The 16,116-nt window shown below is 67.0% G+C and carries 20 protein-coding genes; 2 read left to right on the forward strand and 18 right to left on the reverse strand.

The window, feature by feature from the left end:
* Positions 1-110: 110 nt before the first annotated feature.
* From SCH01S_RS14770 to SCH01S_RS14825, 12 genes are all read right to left on the reverse strand, one after another.
* Complete coding sequence (locus SCH01S_RS14770) at positions 111-563, reverse strand: cupin domain-containing protein (RefSeq protein WP_046349606.1); 453 nt, start codon at positions 561-563, stop codon at positions 111-113.
* 36 nt (positions 564-599) lie between these two features.
* The gene (locus tag SCH01S_RS14775) at positions 600-983 is read right to left on the reverse strand and encodes a hypothetical protein (RefSeq protein WP_046349607.1); all 384 of its coding nucleotides are present in this window, start codon (positions 981-983) and stop codon (positions 600-602) included.
* 12 nt (positions 984-995) lie between these two features.
* A complete protein-coding gene (locus SCH01S_RS14780; protein ID WP_046349608.1) occupies positions 996-1,523 on the reverse strand; it encodes a demethoxyubiquinone hydroxylase family protein in 528 nt (175 codons plus the stop codon).
* Positions 1,520-2,005, reverse strand: coding sequence for a disulfide bond formation protein B (locus SCH01S_RS14785; protein WP_046349609.1), 486 nt, complete (start codon positions 2,003-2,005; stop codon positions 1,520-1,522). Before SCH01S_RS14785 ends, SCH01S_RS14780 begins: the two co-directional genes overlap by 4 nt.
* Positions 2,006-2,147: 142 nt before the next feature.
* Positions 2,148-3,476: a S41 family peptidase gene (locus SCH01S_RS14790; RefSeq protein WP_046349610.1), complete on the reverse strand. Its 1,329-nt coding sequence runs from the start codon at positions 3,474-3,476 to the stop codon at positions 2,148-2,150.
* A gap of 61 nt (positions 3,477-3,537) precedes the next feature.
* Complete coding sequence (locus SCH01S_RS14795; protein ID WP_046349611.1) at positions 3,538-4,701, reverse strand: murein hydrolase activator EnvC family protein; 1,164 nt, start codon at positions 4,699-4,701, stop codon at positions 3,538-3,540.
* A complete protein-coding gene (locus tag SCH01S_RS14800) occupies positions 4,698-5,120 on the reverse strand; it encodes a 23S rRNA (pseudouridine(1915)-N(3))-methyltransferase RlmH (RefSeq protein ID WP_046349612.1) in 423 nt (140 codons plus the stop codon). Before SCH01S_RS14800 ends, SCH01S_RS14795 begins: the two co-directional genes overlap by 4 nt.
* 3 nt (positions 5,121-5,123) lie before the next feature.
* Complete coding sequence (gene rsfS / locus SCH01S_RS14805; RefSeq protein WP_046349613.1) at positions 5,124-5,519, reverse strand: ribosome silencing factor; 396 nt, start codon at positions 5,517-5,519, stop codon at positions 5,124-5,126.
* A 9-nt stretch (positions 5,520-5,528) separates the two neighbouring features.
* Positions 5,529-6,152 carry a nicotinate-nucleotide adenylyltransferase gene (locus SCH01S_RS14810; RefSeq protein ID WP_046349614.1) on the reverse strand — a complete coding sequence of 208 codons (624 nt, stop codon included), beginning with the start codon at positions 6,150-6,152 and terminating at the stop codon, positions 5,529-5,531.
* Positions 6,149-6,433, reverse strand: a complete 285-nt coding sequence (locus SCH01S_RS14815; protein ID WP_046349615.1) for a type II toxin-antitoxin system RelE/ParE family toxin — start codon at positions 6,431-6,433, stop codon at positions 6,149-6,151. Before SCH01S_RS14815 ends, SCH01S_RS14810 begins: the two co-directional genes overlap by 4 nt.
* A complete protein-coding gene (locus SCH01S_RS14820; RefSeq protein ID WP_046349616.1) occupies positions 6,430-6,702 on the reverse strand; it encodes a CopG family ribbon-helix-helix protein in 273 nt (90 codons plus the stop codon). Before SCH01S_RS14820 ends, SCH01S_RS14815 begins: the two co-directional genes overlap by 4 nt.
* A 31-nt stretch (positions 6,703-6,733) precedes the next feature.
* Complete coding sequence (locus SCH01S_RS14825; protein WP_084689604.1) at positions 6,734-8,131, reverse strand: glutamate-5-semialdehyde dehydrogenase; 1,398 nt, start codon at positions 8,129-8,131, stop codon at positions 6,734-6,736.
* Between SCH01S_RS14825 and SCH01S_RS14830 the strand changes: the two genes are divergently transcribed.
* The gene (locus tag SCH01S_RS14830; RefSeq protein WP_046349617.1) at positions 8,030-9,085 is read left to right on the forward strand and encodes a DUF3667 domain-containing protein; all 1,056 of its coding nucleotides are present in this window, start codon (positions 8,030-8,032) and stop codon (positions 9,083-9,085) included. The genes SCH01S_RS14825 and SCH01S_RS14830 overlap by 102 nt on opposite strands.
* A gap of 95 nt (positions 9,086-9,180) precedes the next feature.
* Entirely contained in the window at positions 9,181-9,582 is a 402-nt protein-coding gene (locus SCH01S_RS14835) for a JAB domain-containing protein (protein ID WP_046349618.1), read from the forward strand.
* On the opposite strand, the gene SCH01S_RS14840 is transcribed toward SCH01S_RS14835, so the two are convergent.
* From SCH01S_RS14840 to erpA, 6 genes are all read right to left on the reverse strand, one after another.
* Positions 9,574-10,290, reverse strand: coding sequence for a class I SAM-dependent methyltransferase (locus SCH01S_RS14840; RefSeq protein ID WP_046349619.1), 717 nt, complete (start codon positions 10,288-10,290; stop codon positions 9,574-9,576). The genes SCH01S_RS14835 and SCH01S_RS14840 overlap by 9 nt on opposite strands.
* Complete coding sequence (prfB, locus tag SCH01S_RS14845) at positions 10,287-11,414, reverse strand: peptide chain release factor 2 (protein ID WP_046349620.1); 1,128 nt, start codon at positions 11,412-11,414, stop codon at positions 10,287-10,289. The genes SCH01S_RS14840 and prfB overlap by 4 nt, the downstream gene beginning before the upstream one ends.
* 36 nt (positions 11,415-11,450) lie before the next feature.
* Positions 11,451-13,964 (reverse strand): penicillin-binding protein 1A, encoded by a 2,514-nt coding sequence (locus SCH01S_RS14850; RefSeq protein ID WP_046349621.1) that lies wholly within the window; start codon positions 13,962-13,964, stop codon positions 11,451-11,453.
* A 44-nt stretch (positions 13,965-14,008) separates the two neighbouring features.
* On the reverse strand, positions 14,009-14,860 hold the full coding sequence (locus SCH01S_RS14855) for an N-acetylmuramoyl-L-alanine amidase family protein (RefSeq protein ID WP_052733967.1): 852 nt from the start codon (positions 14,858-14,860) through the stop codon (positions 14,009-14,011).
* 77 nt (positions 14,861-14,937) lie between these two features.
* On the reverse strand, positions 14,938-15,711 hold the full coding sequence (xth, locus tag SCH01S_RS14860; RefSeq protein ID WP_046349623.1) for an exodeoxyribonuclease III: 774 nt from the start codon (positions 15,709-15,711) through the stop codon (positions 14,938-14,940).
* Between the two features lie 45 nt (positions 15,712-15,756).
* Complete coding sequence (gene erpA / locus SCH01S_RS14865; RefSeq protein WP_046349624.1) at positions 15,757-16,095, reverse strand: iron-sulfur cluster insertion protein ErpA; 339 nt, start codon at positions 16,093-16,095, stop codon at positions 15,757-15,759.
* Positions 16,096-16,116 lie beyond the last annotated feature (21 nt).

Here is a 16,116-nt window from a genome sequence, read left to right on the forward strand (position 1 = left end):
GACCCCCTCACCCCGCTCGCGCTGGCGCGCGAGTCGCCCTCTCCCCTCGGGGGAGAGGGGCTAAGCAGTGCACAACCCTTAGCCGACATGGAGTGAAGCCGTTCGAGCGTCTAATAAGGCGATCCATCCTTATGAACGAAGCGGCCGTCCGCGTTCGTGCTCATCATGTCGATATCCGAGCAGGTGGTGACATCCGCCGGGTCGCGCGATCCGATCTCCAGATAGACGGCCGTTTCGCCCAACCTGTTGACCAGGTGGTGGCCATTGCCGCTGTTGCCGGGAAACGCAGCGCATTCCCCCGCGCGCAACAGTGTCTCGCCGCCGTCCTCGACCAGGGTCAGCTCGCCTTCCAGCACGACGACGAACTCGTCCTCGTGCGAATGCCAGTGCCGCTGGCTCGACCAGCCGCCCGGCGGCAGCCGCATCAGATTCACCCCGAAGGCGCTCAAGCCCCCCGCATTGCCGAGCCGCTGACGAATGCGATCGGAGCAAGGCCGGTCGAACGGCGCCGGATAGCCGGAGCCCAGTTGCTTCGGGACCGCGTCGATGTCGATCTTCGGCATGGGCCCGTGCCGGTCAGGGCCTTGGCCGCGCGAGGCTCACTGCCCGTCCGGCAATTCGCCGTTCGCACGGGCGCGGCGTTCCTCGCGGGCCTGGCGAAGCATCTGCTGGTAGCAGCCGGTCCAGCCCCCAGCGCCCGAGGGGGTGCAGCTGTTGATCCCCGACGCGCCAACATATTCCATGCTGCGCGCGCGCGCCGCCCAGCTCTGGCTTTCGGGGCTCGGCTTGATCCGGCGCAGCTCTTGCGGGATGCGGTAACGCTCGCCTTCCGAACGGCGGACGCAGATCGTGTCGCGCGGGCAGCTGTCGTTGCCGAAGATGACCAGCACCTGTTCGTTGGAATTGCGCTGGGCCTGCGCGGGCGCGGCCGGCAGCAGCAGCGGAGCGCCGAGCGCGATGGCGGCCAGAGTCTTCTTCAACATCGCAGACACTCCTCAGATACGCTTGGACAGAGCGATGGCGGCGCGACAGCCGAGCCGGATCGCGTGGAACATGAGCGGGTAAGCGGGCGCCCGCTCGGCGCCGGCGGCGAGCGCGTGATCGCGGTGCGCGACCTCGTCCGCCCGGAATTCGCGGATTCGATCCGACAGCTCGGGATCGGTGTCGCCGAGCGCTTCGAGCTGCTGGCCGTAATGGCGGTCGATCTCGGTCTCGATCGCGGCCGTGCAGGCCATCGCCGCCTCGGGGCCGATCGCGGCCGTGACGGCGCCGAGCGCGAAACCGGCAACATTCCACACCGGCTGCAGCGCGGTCGGGCGGACGCCCCGCTCGAGGATCATCGCATCGAAGCGCTTGCGATGCGCTTCCTCCTGCGCGGCCATGCCGGCAATGACGCGGGCCGCGGGCGCGCGGTCGCCGAGCACGGCAAGCTGTCCGGCATAGATGCGGGTCGCGCCATATTCGCCGGCCTGATCGACGCGCAGCATCGACGCGGCATCGGGTCTCTTGTCGCCAGGCTTCATGCGCGCCTCCTGTTACCCGCCAACAACGCCCAGATGGCGATCGCGGCTGCAAAGGAGAAGATCGCGTTGAAGCCGGCCAGCGACACCCCGCCGAGCGTCCATTGCGGCTGGTCGCATCGGATCAGCGGCGCGTTCATGATCGCCTTCAGCAGATCCTGAGCGTTGGCGGCGGACGGCCCGCGCGAGCATTTCGTGACGCCTTCCCACCAGCGATATTCGACGCCGGCATGAAACACGCCGATCGCGCCGGAAATCGCGATCGCGACCGCAGCAAGGAAAACGAGGGCACGCGACCAGCGCGGCTGTCCCGAAAGGCCATAGGCGAGCAGCGCGAACACGATCGCCGCCTCGTGCGGCCAGCGCTGCCAATAACACATCTCGCACGGATAAAGCCCGCCGATATGCTGCGACGCGAGCGCACCGCCCAGCAGGGCTGCCGGCGCGAGCAGGGCGAGGAGGCGGGCTTTGGCGAGGGTGGTCATTCAGTTTGCGCCCTAAACTCGGTTTGGCCTGAGCCTGTCGAAGGCCTCCCTTCTCCTTCCTTCATTTCGGAAAAAGAACAAGGGAGGGCTTCGACTAGCTCAGCCCAAACCGGATTTGGCGGCTAACAGGCTGAACCGGAGCTTACTTGCCGCGCGACGCCGTCTGGACCTGCGGCAGCTTGGTCAGGCGCTCCAGCGTCTTCACTGCATAATCGAGCTGGAAGTCCTTCACGCCCTGCTTCTCGAGCTGTTCCGAGGTGAGGCGGAAGCGCGGGTCTTCCTTCACGTCGTCCTCGAGGATCGAGTTGTCGACCTTCGCCTGGTTGATCAGGTGGCGGCGCAGGTCCGCCTCGCGGAAGCGCGGCCGATCCTTGTAGTCCGGGTCGCTGAGCTGCGGCACCAGCACGTCCGGTTCGATGCCGCCTTCCTGCACCGACCGGCCCGACGGCGTGTAATAGCGCGCCGTGGTGAGGCGGAGCGCGGTCGTCTGCGACAAAGGCAGCAGCGTCTGCACCGAGCCTTTGCCGAAGCTGCGCTCACCCATCACGATCGCGCGATGCTGGTCCTGCAGGGCGCCTGCCACGATCTCCGACGCCGAGGCGGAGCCGGCATCGACGAGCACGATCACCGGCGCGCCGTGCGTGTCGTCGCCGGGCTTCGCGTAATAGCGTTCGATGTCGTTCTTCTCGCGGCCGCGCTGCGAGACGATCTCGCCGTGATCGAGGAACGCGTCGGAGACCTCGATCGCTTGGTCGAGCAGGCCGCCGGGGTTGGAGCGCAGGTCGACGACATAGCCGGCAGGCTTATGGCCGAGCGACTTTTCGATGCCCATGATCGCGGCGCGGACGCCGGCGCCGGTGTTCTTCGAGAAGGCGTTGATGTTGATGACGCCGACATCGCCCTTCACTTCCCATTTGACCGGCTTCAGCTCGATCACTTCGCGGGTCAGCGTCAGGTCGAACGGCTTGTCGCGGCCGGGCCGGACGATGGTGATCTTGAGCGTCGTGCCGGGCTTCCCGCGCATTTCCTCGACCGCCTCGTCCAGCGTGCCGCCATAGAGCAGCTCGCCGTTCAGATGCGTGATATAGTCGCCGGCCTTGATCCCGGCCCGCGATGCCGGCGTGTCTTCGCTCGCCGCGATCACCTTGACGGCGCCGTCCTCCATCGAAACGGTCAGACCGAGCCCGCCATAATTGCCGTCCGTCTGCGCCTTCATCGACTGGAAGTCGGTCGCATCGAGGAACGAGCTGTGCGGATCGAGGCTCGCCAGCATGCCGTTGATCGCGCCCTTGATCAGCGTCTTGTCATCGACCTTGTCGACATATTCGGCGCGCACGCGCTCGAACACGTTCATGAACTGGTCGAGTTCCTTGTACGTGTCGTTGTCGACGGCGGCGAGGCTGGAGGTTGCCAGCGGCACCAGGGCAAGGGCGCTGGCCAGGGCGGTGGCGCGGAACAGGGGACGGAACATCAAACACTTCCTGCCGGAGTTATCGAATCGAGAATATAGGCTTTTCGACGGGTGTTAAAGGTTAACCGACGAGAGTCGTCGGATTAACCGGCTTGCCGTCCTGCCGGAGCTCGACGGTGATGCCGTTCCGTCCGGCGCGGCCGAGCGGGCTGCCTTCCGCGACGGTGTCGCCGATCCGGGCGATATTGGAGGCAAGGCCGGTCACGATGCTCATATAGCCGTCGCCGTGATCGATGATCGCGATGCCGCCATAGCCTCGGTAGAGGCCGGCGAAGGTCACGCGGCCGGCAGCAGGCGCGACGACGATCGCGCCTGGCTTTGCGGCGATCGACACGCCGCTCGCGCGCATCCCGGACGGCAACGCCTCGCCGAAGCCGCGGACGACCGAGCCCAGCACCGGCAGCCGATAGGACAGGCGCTGCGGCACGGCAGACCCGGCGGCGACCGGCAACGCGTCCGTTAGCTGCGCAGGACGCGGCAGCGGGCCAGGCAGGCTCGCGAGCCGATCGCGCAGCGTGCCCTCCGTCCCGAGCCGCCTGACCAGATCCTCAAGGTCGCGCGCGCTTTCGCCGAGCGCCAGCGCGCGTTCCGCCTCCAGCCGGGCGCTGCCGGCCAGCACGGCCGAGCGGCGGCGCTGTTCGACTTCCAGCCTGGCGAGGCGCTGCTGTTCGAGGCGGCCCTGGCGCTGCCCCTCGCGCAGAGCCGAAAGGGCAAGCGCGGCCTGCCGGTGCAGCGCCGCCGATCGGGCGACTTCGGCCCGCAAGCCCGCCGTCTGCGCCGCGATGCGGGGCGTCACCGTTCCTAAAACGGCGCGGACATGGACGAGATCGTTGAGGCTTCCGGGTTGCAGCAGCGTCGCGGCCGCAGGCCGACGCGCCATCGTCTCCAGTGCGGCGATCAGGCGCACGATCGGCTGTTCCTGGGCAGCCAGCCGTCGCTCCTGCCGGCGCTGAAGCCCGCGCACGATCGCGAGACGAGCCTCGGCCGCCTCGATATCCGCCTCCGATGCCTGAATTCGCGCGGCGACCGCGGCCTGCGCGGCCCGCGCCCGATCGGCCTGATCGAGCGCGGCGCCGGCCTGCGCCTCCAGCCGGGCCGATCGCGCACGCGCGCCATTCGCCTGGGCCTGGGCAGCAGCCAGCCGGGCGCGCGGGTCCGGCGTATTCTGGGCAGCCAGTGCAGTCGCGGCCACCAGCGTACCGAGCGCGAACCAGAGCTTCATCATCCCTCCCGGTGATAGGGATGATTGGCAAGGATCGACGTCGCGCGAAAGAGCTGTTCCATCAGCATCGCGCGGGCCAGCAGGTGCGGCCAGGTCGCAGAGCCGAACGCGAGCAGCAGGTCTGCGGACTGGCGTTCGCCTTCACCGTGACCGTCCGCGGCGCCGATGAGAAAGCGGCATTCGCGCTTTCCTGCATCGCGCCATTTTTCGAGCCGCCTCGCAAACTCAACGGACGTCAGCTGCTCGCCGCGTTCGTCCAGCGCGACCGTCACGCCGTTCGGATCGCGTGGAGGCACGCGCCCGCCTTCGTCCGGCAATTCGGTCAGTTTCAGCGGCCAGGTTATGCGCTTTTCATAGCGCGCGACCAACTCGGCCTCGGGCCCGCGTCCGATCCGGCCGCGCGCGACAATGTGGAGCAGCAAGACCTATGCGTGCGCGGGGTTGGGCGGCTGCGGAGCTTCGCCGAACGCCCACATCCGCTCCAGATTGTAGAAGCTGCGCACTTCCGGGCGGAACAGGTGGACGATCACGTCGCCGGCATCGATCAGCACCCAATCGGCCGCGGGAAGGCCTTCGACGCGGGCGCCGCGGCCAAGCTCGCCCTTCATCCGCTCGACGAGCTTTTGCGCCATCGAGGCGACCTGGCGGGTCGAGCGGCCGGATGCGATCACCATGTGATCGGCAATGCTGCTCTTGCCCTCCAGGGGAATCGAGACGGTCTCGATCGCCTGATCGTCCTCCAGCGAGGACAGGACGAGGTTGTGCAGCGCCGAGACCGGATCGGCCTCGGGCGTACGGGAAGCGAGTGACTGTGCGGCCAAGTGGGTTCCTCAGCTAGAGTGCGTTCGTCGTGAAAGATCAACGCGTGAGAGCGCGCGGCGGTGCCAATGAGGGTCGGCCTGGCGGATGCGGGTCGCCGAACGAGGATCGGGGACAAAGCGCAACAGCACGAGCGCCGGCGGTCTCCAGTTCGTCCAGTTCCTCAGATCGGCCACGGGCCGGACGAAGCGCCGCAACCAGCCCATCGCGGGTGCCGCGTGGGCAGCCCGGTTATACCCCGGCCGCGCAATCACCGCAATCGGAACCCGCCGGGCGATCTCTCGCCACGCGCGCCAGTGATGAAATTGCAACAGATTGTCCGCGCCCATCAGCCAGATGAATTTGTGGCTGGGGTAGCGGCTTTTCAAGGCTGCGAGCGTGTCGACCGTGTAACGCGTGTCAAGCTCCGTCTCGATCGCGGTCGGGCGGATGCGCGTGCCGCGCGCCTGGGTGCGCGCCGAGGCAAGCCGCACCTCGAGCGGCGCCATGCTCTCCGGGTCCTTCAGCGGATTGCCGGGCGAGACCAGCCACCACAGCTCGTCCAGCTCCAGCGCGCGGATCGCGAACAGCGAAATCGCCCGATGCCCGCCATGCGCCGGATTGAAGCTGCCGCCGAGAAGGCCGATGCGAGTCACAAAGGCGATCGCCAGTTTCGGCTCTGATGAACCACGCGCAAGATGCGCAGTTCGGTGCGCGTCACCCTGTAGATGATCAGGAAGGGTGTTCGGCCCAGCCTCCATTTACGGCGCGGCGACCCCTCGATAGGGGGTCCGCCGCCCGGCGTTTCCAGTAGAAAATCGGTCGCTTCACGCACGGCATTATAGAAGCCAACGATCAGATCGTCGCGCTCGCGCCAATAGCCCTCTATGTCGGCGATGTCCTGTTTTGCCGGGTCGGCAAAGACCAGACGCCTCACGCAGCTTCCGCGCGCTTCATGCGCGCCTGAGCAGCGGCGATGCGCTCATCGAACCACGCATCCATCTCTTCTTTCGTATAGGAACGGCCTTCGTCGATAGCGCGCTCGCCCTCTTCGACGAAATCCAGGAAGGATGTTTGTTCTTCAATATAGCTCTTGATTGCCGCCGCCAGTATCCACGAGCGCGACCGGTCCATCCGGGAGGCCAGCGCATCCAGCGTCTTTGCCAATTCCTCGGAAACACGCGCGGTGATGACGGCCGTACTCATTCCCGTCAATTAGCAGTTGTATACATCTGATTCAACCGCGCACCTGCCCCGATCCGCGCCCGGCCCATTTGTAGGTGGTGAGCCCTTCCAGCGCGACCGGGCCGCGGGCGTGGAGGCGGCCGGTGGCGATGCCGATTTCGGCGCCCAGGCCGAATTCGCCGCCGTCCGCGAACTGGGTCGAGGCGTTGTGGAGCACGATCGCGCTGTCCACTTCGGCGAGGAAGCGTTCGGCGGCCGCGGCGTCGGCCGTCACGATCGCATCGGTATGGCCGGAGCCGTGCGCGGCAATGTGCGCGAGCGCGGCGTCGAGGCCGTCGACGATCGCAACGGCGCAGATCGCCTCCAGATATTCGGTGCCCCAATCCTCCGCCGCCGCGGGGCGGATGCGCGGGTCGAGGGCCTGCGCGCGGCCGTCACCGCGCAGCTCGCAGCCGCGCTCCAGCAGCCCTTCGACGAGCGGGATTGCGGCAGGATAATCCGCATCGATCAGCAGCGTTTCCATCGCCCCGCAGACGCCGGTGCGGCGAAGCTTCGCGTCGATCACGATCGCTTCCGCCATCGCCGGATCGGCGGCCCGATGCACATAGACGTGGTTATTGCCGTCGAGATGCGCCAGCACCGGCACGCGCGCATCGGCCTGGACGGCGGCAACCAGCGACTTGCCGCCGCGCGGCACGATCAGGTCGATGCCGCCCGCGGCGCGGAGCATCGCCGAGACGAGCGCCCGGTCCGGATCGTCGACCAGCTGGATCGCGGCCTCGGGCAATCCCGCAGAGCTGAGGCCCGTCCGCATCGCCTGGTGCAGCGCCCGGTTGCTCGCCTGCGCCTCGGAGCCGCCGCGGAGGATCACCGCATTGCCTGACCGCAGGCAGAGCGCCCCCGCATCGGCGGTCACGTTCGGGCGGCTTTCATAGATGATCCCGACCACGCCGATCGGAATGCGGATGCGATCGAGCCTCAAGCCATTCGGCCGCGTCCGCGTATCGATCACGTCGCCAAGCGGAGTAGGCAGCGCCGCGACCGCCTCCAGCGCCGCGGCAATGTTTTCGACACGCGCGGCGTCGAGGCGCAAGCGGTCCTGCATCGCCGCGCTGAGTTTGCCTGCGCGGGCAAGATCCTCATCGTTCGCAGCGAGAATGGCAGATGCTCCGCCGCGCACTGCCGATGCAGCCGCCCGAAGCGCTTTAGCCGTTTGCGCCGGCTCGACGCGCGCGAGCTCGGCCGCAGCCGCGCGCGCCTGTTGCGCCATGTCGGCGATCCGGTTCTCGGCGGACGTCATCGACCAGCCGCCTAGCATGGCCTGCGTGAATTCTGCTACGCTCGCGCAATGACTGGGGTGGAAGCGACAGGGGATCTGGTCACCGGCGCATTGCTGGCCGGCGCGATCGAGCGGACGAGCGGGACGCGGAGCTACGACGACGCGTCGCATGCGCTTTGCCTCAATTGCGGGACGGCCCTGCTCGGCGACTATTGCCATCGCTGCGGCCAGCCCGGGCACGTCCACCGCTCGCTCTCCGCGATCTGGCACGATCTTGCCCACGGCGTGCTGCATTTCGAAGGGAAGATCTGGAACACTTTGCCGCTGCTCGCCTGGCGGCCGGGTGAGCTGACGCGGCGCTTCATTCACGGCGAGCGGGCACGCTTCATCTCACCAATGGCGCTGTTCCTATTCTCGGTGTTCCTGATGTTCGCGCTGTTCAGTGCAATCGGCGCGCATATGGAGGTGCCCGAAAACACGGCACCCACCGAAGTCGCGCAGGCCGCTGCGCGCGCCAAGATCCCGCAGGCCAAGGCAGAGCTGGAGCGGCTGAAGGCGCTTCGCGCCGCCGCCACGACGCCGGAGGAGCGGGAGCGGCTATCCAGTCGCGTCGAGAAAGCGCGGGAGGAGGTGGTCGGCCTGAGCGAGATTACCGGCTGGAAGGCATGGCAGGAAAGCAAGCTGCAGACCGGCTGGGCGCGGCTGGACGCGGGTCTTGCCAAGGCCAAGGAGAATCCGAACCTGGTCCTCTACAAGCTCCAGTCGAGCGCTTATAAATTCTCCTGGGCGCTGATCCCGATCTCGACGCCGTTCGTGTGGCTGCTGTTCGCCTGGAAGCGTCGCTTCAAGGTGTACGACCATGCCGTGTTCGTCACCTATTCGCTGTCGTTCATGTCGCTGATGGTGATCGCGCTCACGATTCTTGGCGAGATCGGCATGCCGGACGACGTTATCGCGATGGCGGCGCTGCTGATACCGCCGATCCACATGTACCGGCAGCTTCGCGGCGCCTATGGGATCGGCCGCTTCAGCGCGCTGGTCCGGCTCGCCGCGCTGCTGATCTTCGCCTTCTGGGCGCTGAGCGCCTATTTCTTCCTGCTAATCGTGATGGGCGTGCTCGGTTAACCTTCTCCATTTCGGATCAGTCTGAGCGCCCTTGATCCGATCCGGACCGTTGCCCGGCTTTCCCGGAGTCCGGTGCCTTCCATACGACGTGCCCGATGGAGCGAGCGAAACGCCGCCGGGTTCGCATTGTCGACAGTCTGGAGGCGGCGCGCGGGCTGTTCGCCCCGGCGCTGACGCGCGCCCGCGACGAGCGGCTTTATGTCGCACATCTGGATGCCGGGCGGCGTCTGATCGGTGTCCGCCTTCGCTTCGCGGCAGAGGGTGAGCCGATCGATCTCCCGGTCCGCGGCATCATCGCCGATGCCGTGGCGCTGGACAGCAACGAGGTGATCCTGGCGCATAACCATCCAAGCGGCGATCCGACGCCCAGCATCACCGATATCGAAACGACGCGAAGCCTGCTCCGGGCCGCGCGCCCGATCGGCCTGACGGTCCGCGACCATCTGGTGTTCGGCGGCGGCGATATGGTCTCGTTCCGCGAACGCGGCCTATTGTGAGCCGCAGCCCTTGATCGCGCGCGGCTCCGGACGCGGCCCACGGGCCTCGAACGCCGCGAAATAGCCGCCGGCATTCGGCATCGGCTCGATCCGGACGAGGCTGTAGCCGACCGCGGCGAATTCGCAGCGGAGCAGCGCGGGCGGCGTGCCGTGCGCCTCGGTCGGGCGATCCGCGTCGACCACGATCACCTGACCGCCCGCTTTCAACGAGGGACGCAGGTTCCACAGGAACTCATAGGGTTCCTCGATCTCATGGTACATGTGGATCATGAACACGCGGTCGAAGCTGTTCGGCGGCAGCTTCGGATCGGCGGCTTCGCCGAGCCTGACCGAGACATTGTCGAGCCGCTCGCGATTCACGCGTTCGGCCAGCGCATTGCGGACCTCGGGCACGATGTCTTCGGCGAGCACGCGGCCTTTCATGCCCACGCGTGCGGCGAGCCGGACGGTGTAATAGCCCTCGCCCGCGCCGATATCGGCGACCGTCATGCCGGGAGCGACGCCGGCCCGGTCCATCACCTCTTCCGCTTCCTTCAATCGGTCGCGGCTTTCCTCGTCCGACCAGCGGCTCGAGACGATCTTGGCGACCGGCCGATGCGCCTTGGGAAATTCGGACGCATGCTCCCGCGCCTCGGCCGCATTATGCTCTGCGGGCACCTGGCAGCCGCTCAGGAGCATCAGCGCGACCGCGGCAGAGAAGCGGTTCATTCCACGTCCTCGACGTCGACCTTTTCGCCCGTCACCCGCTGGCTGAGCGCAGCGGCCATGAACGGATCGAGCGCGCCGTCCAGCACGTCGCCGGGCGCGGTCGAAGTGACGCCCGTGCGCAGATCCTTCACCAGCTGATAGGGCTGCAGCACGTAGGAACGGATCTGGTGGCCCCAGCCGATATCGGTCTTGGTCGCGTTGGTCGCGTTCGCCTCCGCCTCGCGCTTCTGCAGCTCCAGTTCGAACAGTTTGGCGCGAAGCTGGCTGTACGCCTCGGCCCTGTTCTTGTGCTGCGAGCGCTGGCTCTGCGACTGGACGACGATGCCGGTCGGCAAGTGGGTGATGCGCACCGCCGAATCAGTGGTGTTGATGTGCTGCCCGCCCGCGCCCGAAGCGCGGAACGTGTCGATGCGCAGATCGCCTTCGTTCACCTCGATCTCGATATCGTCATCGACGACCGGATAGACCCAGACGCTGGCGAAGCTGGTGTGACGGCGCGCGTTCGAATCATAGGGGCTGATGCGGACCAGCCGGTGCACGCCGCTTTCGGTCTTTGCATAGCCATAGGCGTTCTCGCCCTTCAGCAGCAACGTCGCCGACTTGATGCCCGCCTGTTCGCCGGCGTGATAGTCGATCAGCTCGACCTTCATGCCGTGGCGTTCGGCCCAGCGCGTGTACATGCGCTGCAGCATGCCGGCCCAATCCTGGCTCTCGGTGCCGCCGGCGCCGGCATTGACCTCGACATAGGTGTCGTTGGCGTCGGCCTCGCCCGCGAGCAGCGCCGCGACCTTGTCGCGCTCGGCCCGCTCGGCGAGCCCGGCAAGGCTCGCCACGCCTTCATCGACCAGCGCTTCGTCGCCCTCGGCCTCGGCCAGCTCCATCAGCTCGACCGTGTCGTCGCGCTCGCGCTCGATCGCGCGCGTGGCGGCAATCGCCTCGTCCAGCCGACGGCGTTCGCGCATGACCGCCTGGGCCTGCTTCGGATCGTTCCAGAGCGACTGGTCCTCGACCTTCGCATTCAGCTCGTCGAGACGCCGCAGGGCCCGGTCCCAGTCAAGGAACCGCCGGAGCAGCGCGAGCGCGTCGTTGATCTGGTCGACATAGGCTTGCGCTTCGGCGCGCATTCGAGAGGTTCCTACACGTGGGGCCGGTCGAGGCTCCTAGTAAATCCCGCCCTCGCGCTCAAGGAACTCGCTATCGCGCGGACCCTGGCGGACGGGAACGTCGGGCGGAAGCTGCTTTTCCTTCGGCCTTGCAGCGATCTCTTCGCGGCGAATCGTGCGGCGCGGCTCGCTTTCCGGCTTGAATGCTTCCCAGATCACGGCCGGTTTCGGCTCGGTCAGCGACGGGAAGGTCCCGAACACCTTGCGGCCGGAGCGACGGTCGATCCGCACGAACCGGATGCCGGGCGCCGCGCGGAACGAGACGACCGGCATGTCCTTCAGCGCCTCGCGCGCGAATTGCTTGAAGATGGGCGCCGCGAGCGTGCCGCCCTGCGCATAGCCGCCCATCGCCCGCGGCTGATCATAGCCGACATAGGTGCCGGCAATCAGGTCGGGCGAACCGCCGATGAACCAGACATTGGTCGGGCCGCTGGTGGTGCCGGTCTTGCCGATCAGCGGCCGGTCGAGCTCGCGCAGGGTCTGGGCGGTGCCGCGCAGCACCACGCCTTCCATGATGTGGACGATCTGATAGGCCGTCATCGGATCCATCAGCTGTCGCCCGCGCAAGGGCGGACGCGGCATCGGCTTGCCGTCCCAATCCTTCGCGTTGCAGGTCCGCATCAACGCGCAGCGGCCGTCGGTTCGGTAGATGACCTTGCCGTTCCGGTCCTGGACATAGTCGATCAGCGTCGGCTTCAGCTCGCGACCGAGCGCCACCAGCTGCGAGACGGCATTGGTCATCTTCAGCGCCGTGGTCTCGCCGGCGCCGAGCGCGATCGACAGGAACGGCTTGTAGTTGCCGATCCCCATCCGCGCGATCGTGCGCACGACATTGTCCATGCCGGTCTGCGAGGCGGTGCGCACCGTCATCAGGTTGCGCGACTGCTCGATCGCCCAGCGCAGCGTCTGCGGGCCGGCATAGCCGCCCGAGAAATTGCGGAAGCATTTCTGCCCCAGCAGCGCCGACTGATAGACGCAGAACGGCCCGTCGACGATCAGGGTCGCGGGCGTCATGCCATTGTCGAGTGCCGCCGCATAGACGAACGGCTTGATCGTGGACCCCGGCTGGCGAAGCGCCTGGGTGGCGTTGTTGAAGCTGTGGATACGGCTGTCCCACCCGCCCTGCATCGCCATGATGCGGCCGTTATGCGGATTCTCCACCACCATCGCGCCGGACACGGCGGGGATCGAGCGCAGCGACCAGGTGCTGCCTTCCTGCTCCACCGCGATCACGTCGCCGGGATTGAGCGCGTCGAACGTGGTTCCGCCCTTGCCGGCCACCGGAATGCTCGCGGCCGACGCGGGCATCGTTCCGGTCTCGCCGCTCTGGAAGCCGATCTTCGCCTCGCCGCCCGTCTTTTCGAGCACGATCGCGACGTGCCAATTGGCATAGCCGGCGCCAAGATTGGCGGCGGCGAGGCGCTGAGCCCAATTGCCGTCGATCGGCAGCTTCTTGATCGGGCCATGCCAGCCCTTGCCGCGATCGTAGCGGACCAATCCGTCCCGCAGCGCCGTTTCCGAAAGCTGCTGGAGTCGGGGATCGAGCGAGGTGCGCACCCATAGCCCGCCTGCGTAGAGGCTGTTCGGCCCCGCTTCCGCATTCTCGCCAAAGCGATCGATCAGCTCGCGCCGGACCTCTTCAAGGAAATAGCCGGCATTGGCCTCGAACCGCGTGCCCTGGCGCGGCACCGTGCCGAGCGGCGAGGCGACCGCCGCGTCATGCTCGGCCTTGCTGATGAAGCCGTTGCGCAGCATCTCGCCCAGCACCCAATTGCGTCGGGCAAGCGCGCGGTCTTCGTGCCGTTCCGGATCGTAGTTGGACGGCCCCTTCGGCAGGATCGCGAGATACGCCATCTGCGGCAGCGTCAGCTCCGCCACGTCCTTGTCGAAATAGGCGCGCGATGCAGCCTGCACGCCATAGGCGTTCCGGCCGAGGAATATCTGGTTGAGATAAAGCTCAAGGATCTGCTGCTTGGTGAGCGCGTCTTCGATCCGATAGGCGAGCAGTGCCTCGCGCACCTTCCGCTTGTAGCTGAGCTCGTTGCCCAAAAGCAGGTTCTTCGCGACCTGCTGGGTGATCGTCGACGCGCCCACCGGACGGCCGCGATGGGTCAGGTTCTTGATGACCGCGGAAACGATCCCCGGATAATCGACGCCGCCATGGCTGAAGAAGGTCCGGTCCTCGGCGGAGATGTAGGCCTGCACCAGCTTCTGCGGGAACTCCGGATAGGAAAGCTGAACCCGGCGCTCGCGTGCATAAGAGTGGATCGGCGTGCCGTCGATCGCGCGGACGTTGGTCGGCAGCGGCGGCTGGTAGGTGCGAAGCTTGTCGACGGAGGGCAGGTCGCGCGCGAACATCACCCAGATCAGCGCATAGCCGAGCAGCAGCAGCCCGGCGGCATAGGCGATCCAGCGGAACCAGCGCCGCGCCCATAGCTCGCTCAGCTTTTGCCGATAATCGCCCGCCCGCTTCAGGGTAAAGCGCGAGCCCGCCGTCTCAGACTGTTCCATCCGATCCCGGCTCTAGCAAGTTTCGGCGGCTTTGGAACCGGATATCACCGCTGGGCGAAGCGCCTGGCGAAATGAATCTCGATCGCACGTGCAACCGCCGCGCCGACACGGGCGCGACCGTCCTGGGACGAGAGCAGGCCGCGATCGGCGTCGTTGGTGATATAGCCGGTCTCGAGCAGCACCGAGGGCACGTCCGGCGCCTTCAGCACGACCAGCGCGGCCTTGCGGTGGAAATCGCGGCGGAACGGCAGGACCGACTGCGCCTCTCGGTGAATCTGGTCCGTGAAGGCCGCGGCGTTTTCGAGCGATTCCCGCTGGGCAAGATCGATCAGGATCGAGGTGACGGCCTCGGGCCGGCCGCTGAGATTCACCCCGCGGACGATATCGGCCTTGTTCTCGCGATTGGCGAGCGCGGCGGCCTCGGCATCCGACGCGACTTCCGACAATGTGTAGAGTGTGGCGCCATGCGCTTCCTGGTCGTCGCCGGCGGAGTCCGCGTGGATCGACAGGAAGAGCGACGCGCCCAGCTTGCGCGCCATCTCATAGCGTTCGCGCAGCGCCAGGAAGCGATCGTCGCTGCGCGTGAGCGCGACCCGAACGCGGCCGTGCCTGGCGAGCGCATCGCGCACCGATCGGGCAACGGCGAGCGTCAGGTCCTTTTCCTGTTCGCCGGTCGCAGCCTTGGCGCCGAGGTCATAGCCGCCATGGCCGGCGTCGATCACCACCAGCGGCGCGCCTGCGGGACCGGCAACGCCCGGCATCGGCGGCGGCGGCGGCGGCGGGTCGAGCGGGATCGTCAGCGTGCCGCCCTCGCTCGCGGCCAGGCCCGGCGTCATCACCGCAAGCCCCGCCAGCCCGAGCAGCAACGCCGCTCCGGCCAGGCTCCGTGCGATCAATTTCGTGCCGACCCTCAACTTCCCACGCGTCCCAAAAGGTTTCGGCCGGATTTACCGTGTTCTGGTTAACAAAGCGACTAGTCGCGGATGACCGCCCAGGTGGGCGCGTGATCGCTCGCCTTTTCGCGGCCGCGATAGCTTTTATCGACGCCGGCATCGACGAGCCGGTCGGCCGCCTGCGGGCTCAGCAGCAGATGGTCGATGCGAAACCCCGCATCGCGCTGCCAGCAGCCGGCCTGATAGTCCCAGAAGGTCCAGAGCGGCGTGACCGGATGCCGCGTCTTCAGCGCGTCGGTCCAGCCCTGATACAATAGCCGGCGGAACGCCTGGCGGCTTTCCGGCTGCATCAGCGCGTCGTGCGCCATTGCCGAAACCGAGAACGTATCGGCGTCGGTCGGGATCACGTTGTAATCGCCGGCCAGCACGACCGCCCGCTCCTCGGCGAGCAATTCGGCAGCATGCGCGCAAAGCCGCTCCATCCAGAGCAATTTGTAATCGAACTTGGGACCGGGCACCGGATTGCCGTTGGGCAAATAGATCGACGCGATCACCACCCCGTTCACGTCGGCCTCGAGATAGCGGCTGTGGGTGTCGTCCGGATCGCCGGGCAGGCCACGCCGGCGCTCGACCGGGTCGGCGCCTTTCGCGAGCACGGCGACGCCGTTGAACCCCTTCTGGCCGTGCCACACCGCGCCGTATCCGGCCGCGCGCATCTCTGCTTCAGGGAAGGTTTCGTCGGAGGACTTCAGTTCCTGGAGACACACGACATCCGGCTTCTGCTCGTCCAGATACTCGATGAGGCGAGGCAGCCGGGCCTTGATGCCGTTCACATTGTAGGTGACGATGCGCATGGGAGCGGCGTAGCGGGCCGGCGCAATTCAGGAAAGAGCGCGACCCTAAACCGAGAAGCTCGATCCGCAGCCGCATCCGGAGGCGGCGTTCGGATTTTCGACCTTGAAGGCCGCGCCGCCGAGATTTTCGACATAATCGACCGCGGCGCCGCGCACGAGATCAAGGCTGATGCTGTCGACGACCAGGGTCACCCCGTCGGTCTCGACCTGGGCGTCGTCGCTTTCGATCGAATCGGCCAGGCCGAAGCGATACTGGAAGCCGGAGCAGCCGCCGCCTTCGACCGACAGCCGCAGGATCGCAGGCTTGCCCTGCCGCGCGGCAATGGCTGCGACGCGCTCAGCGGCGGAAGAGGTCAGCTGGATCGGATCGCTCACGGTCGCGATGTAGGAATTGAAAAGGCCGCC

Origin of the sequence: Sphingomonas changbaiensis NBRC 104936 (assembly GCF_000974765.1) — a bacterium.
Classification (GTDB): Bacteria; Pseudomonadota; Alphaproteobacteria; order Sphingomonadales; family Sphingomonadaceae; genus Sphingomonas_B; species Sphingomonas_B changbaiensis.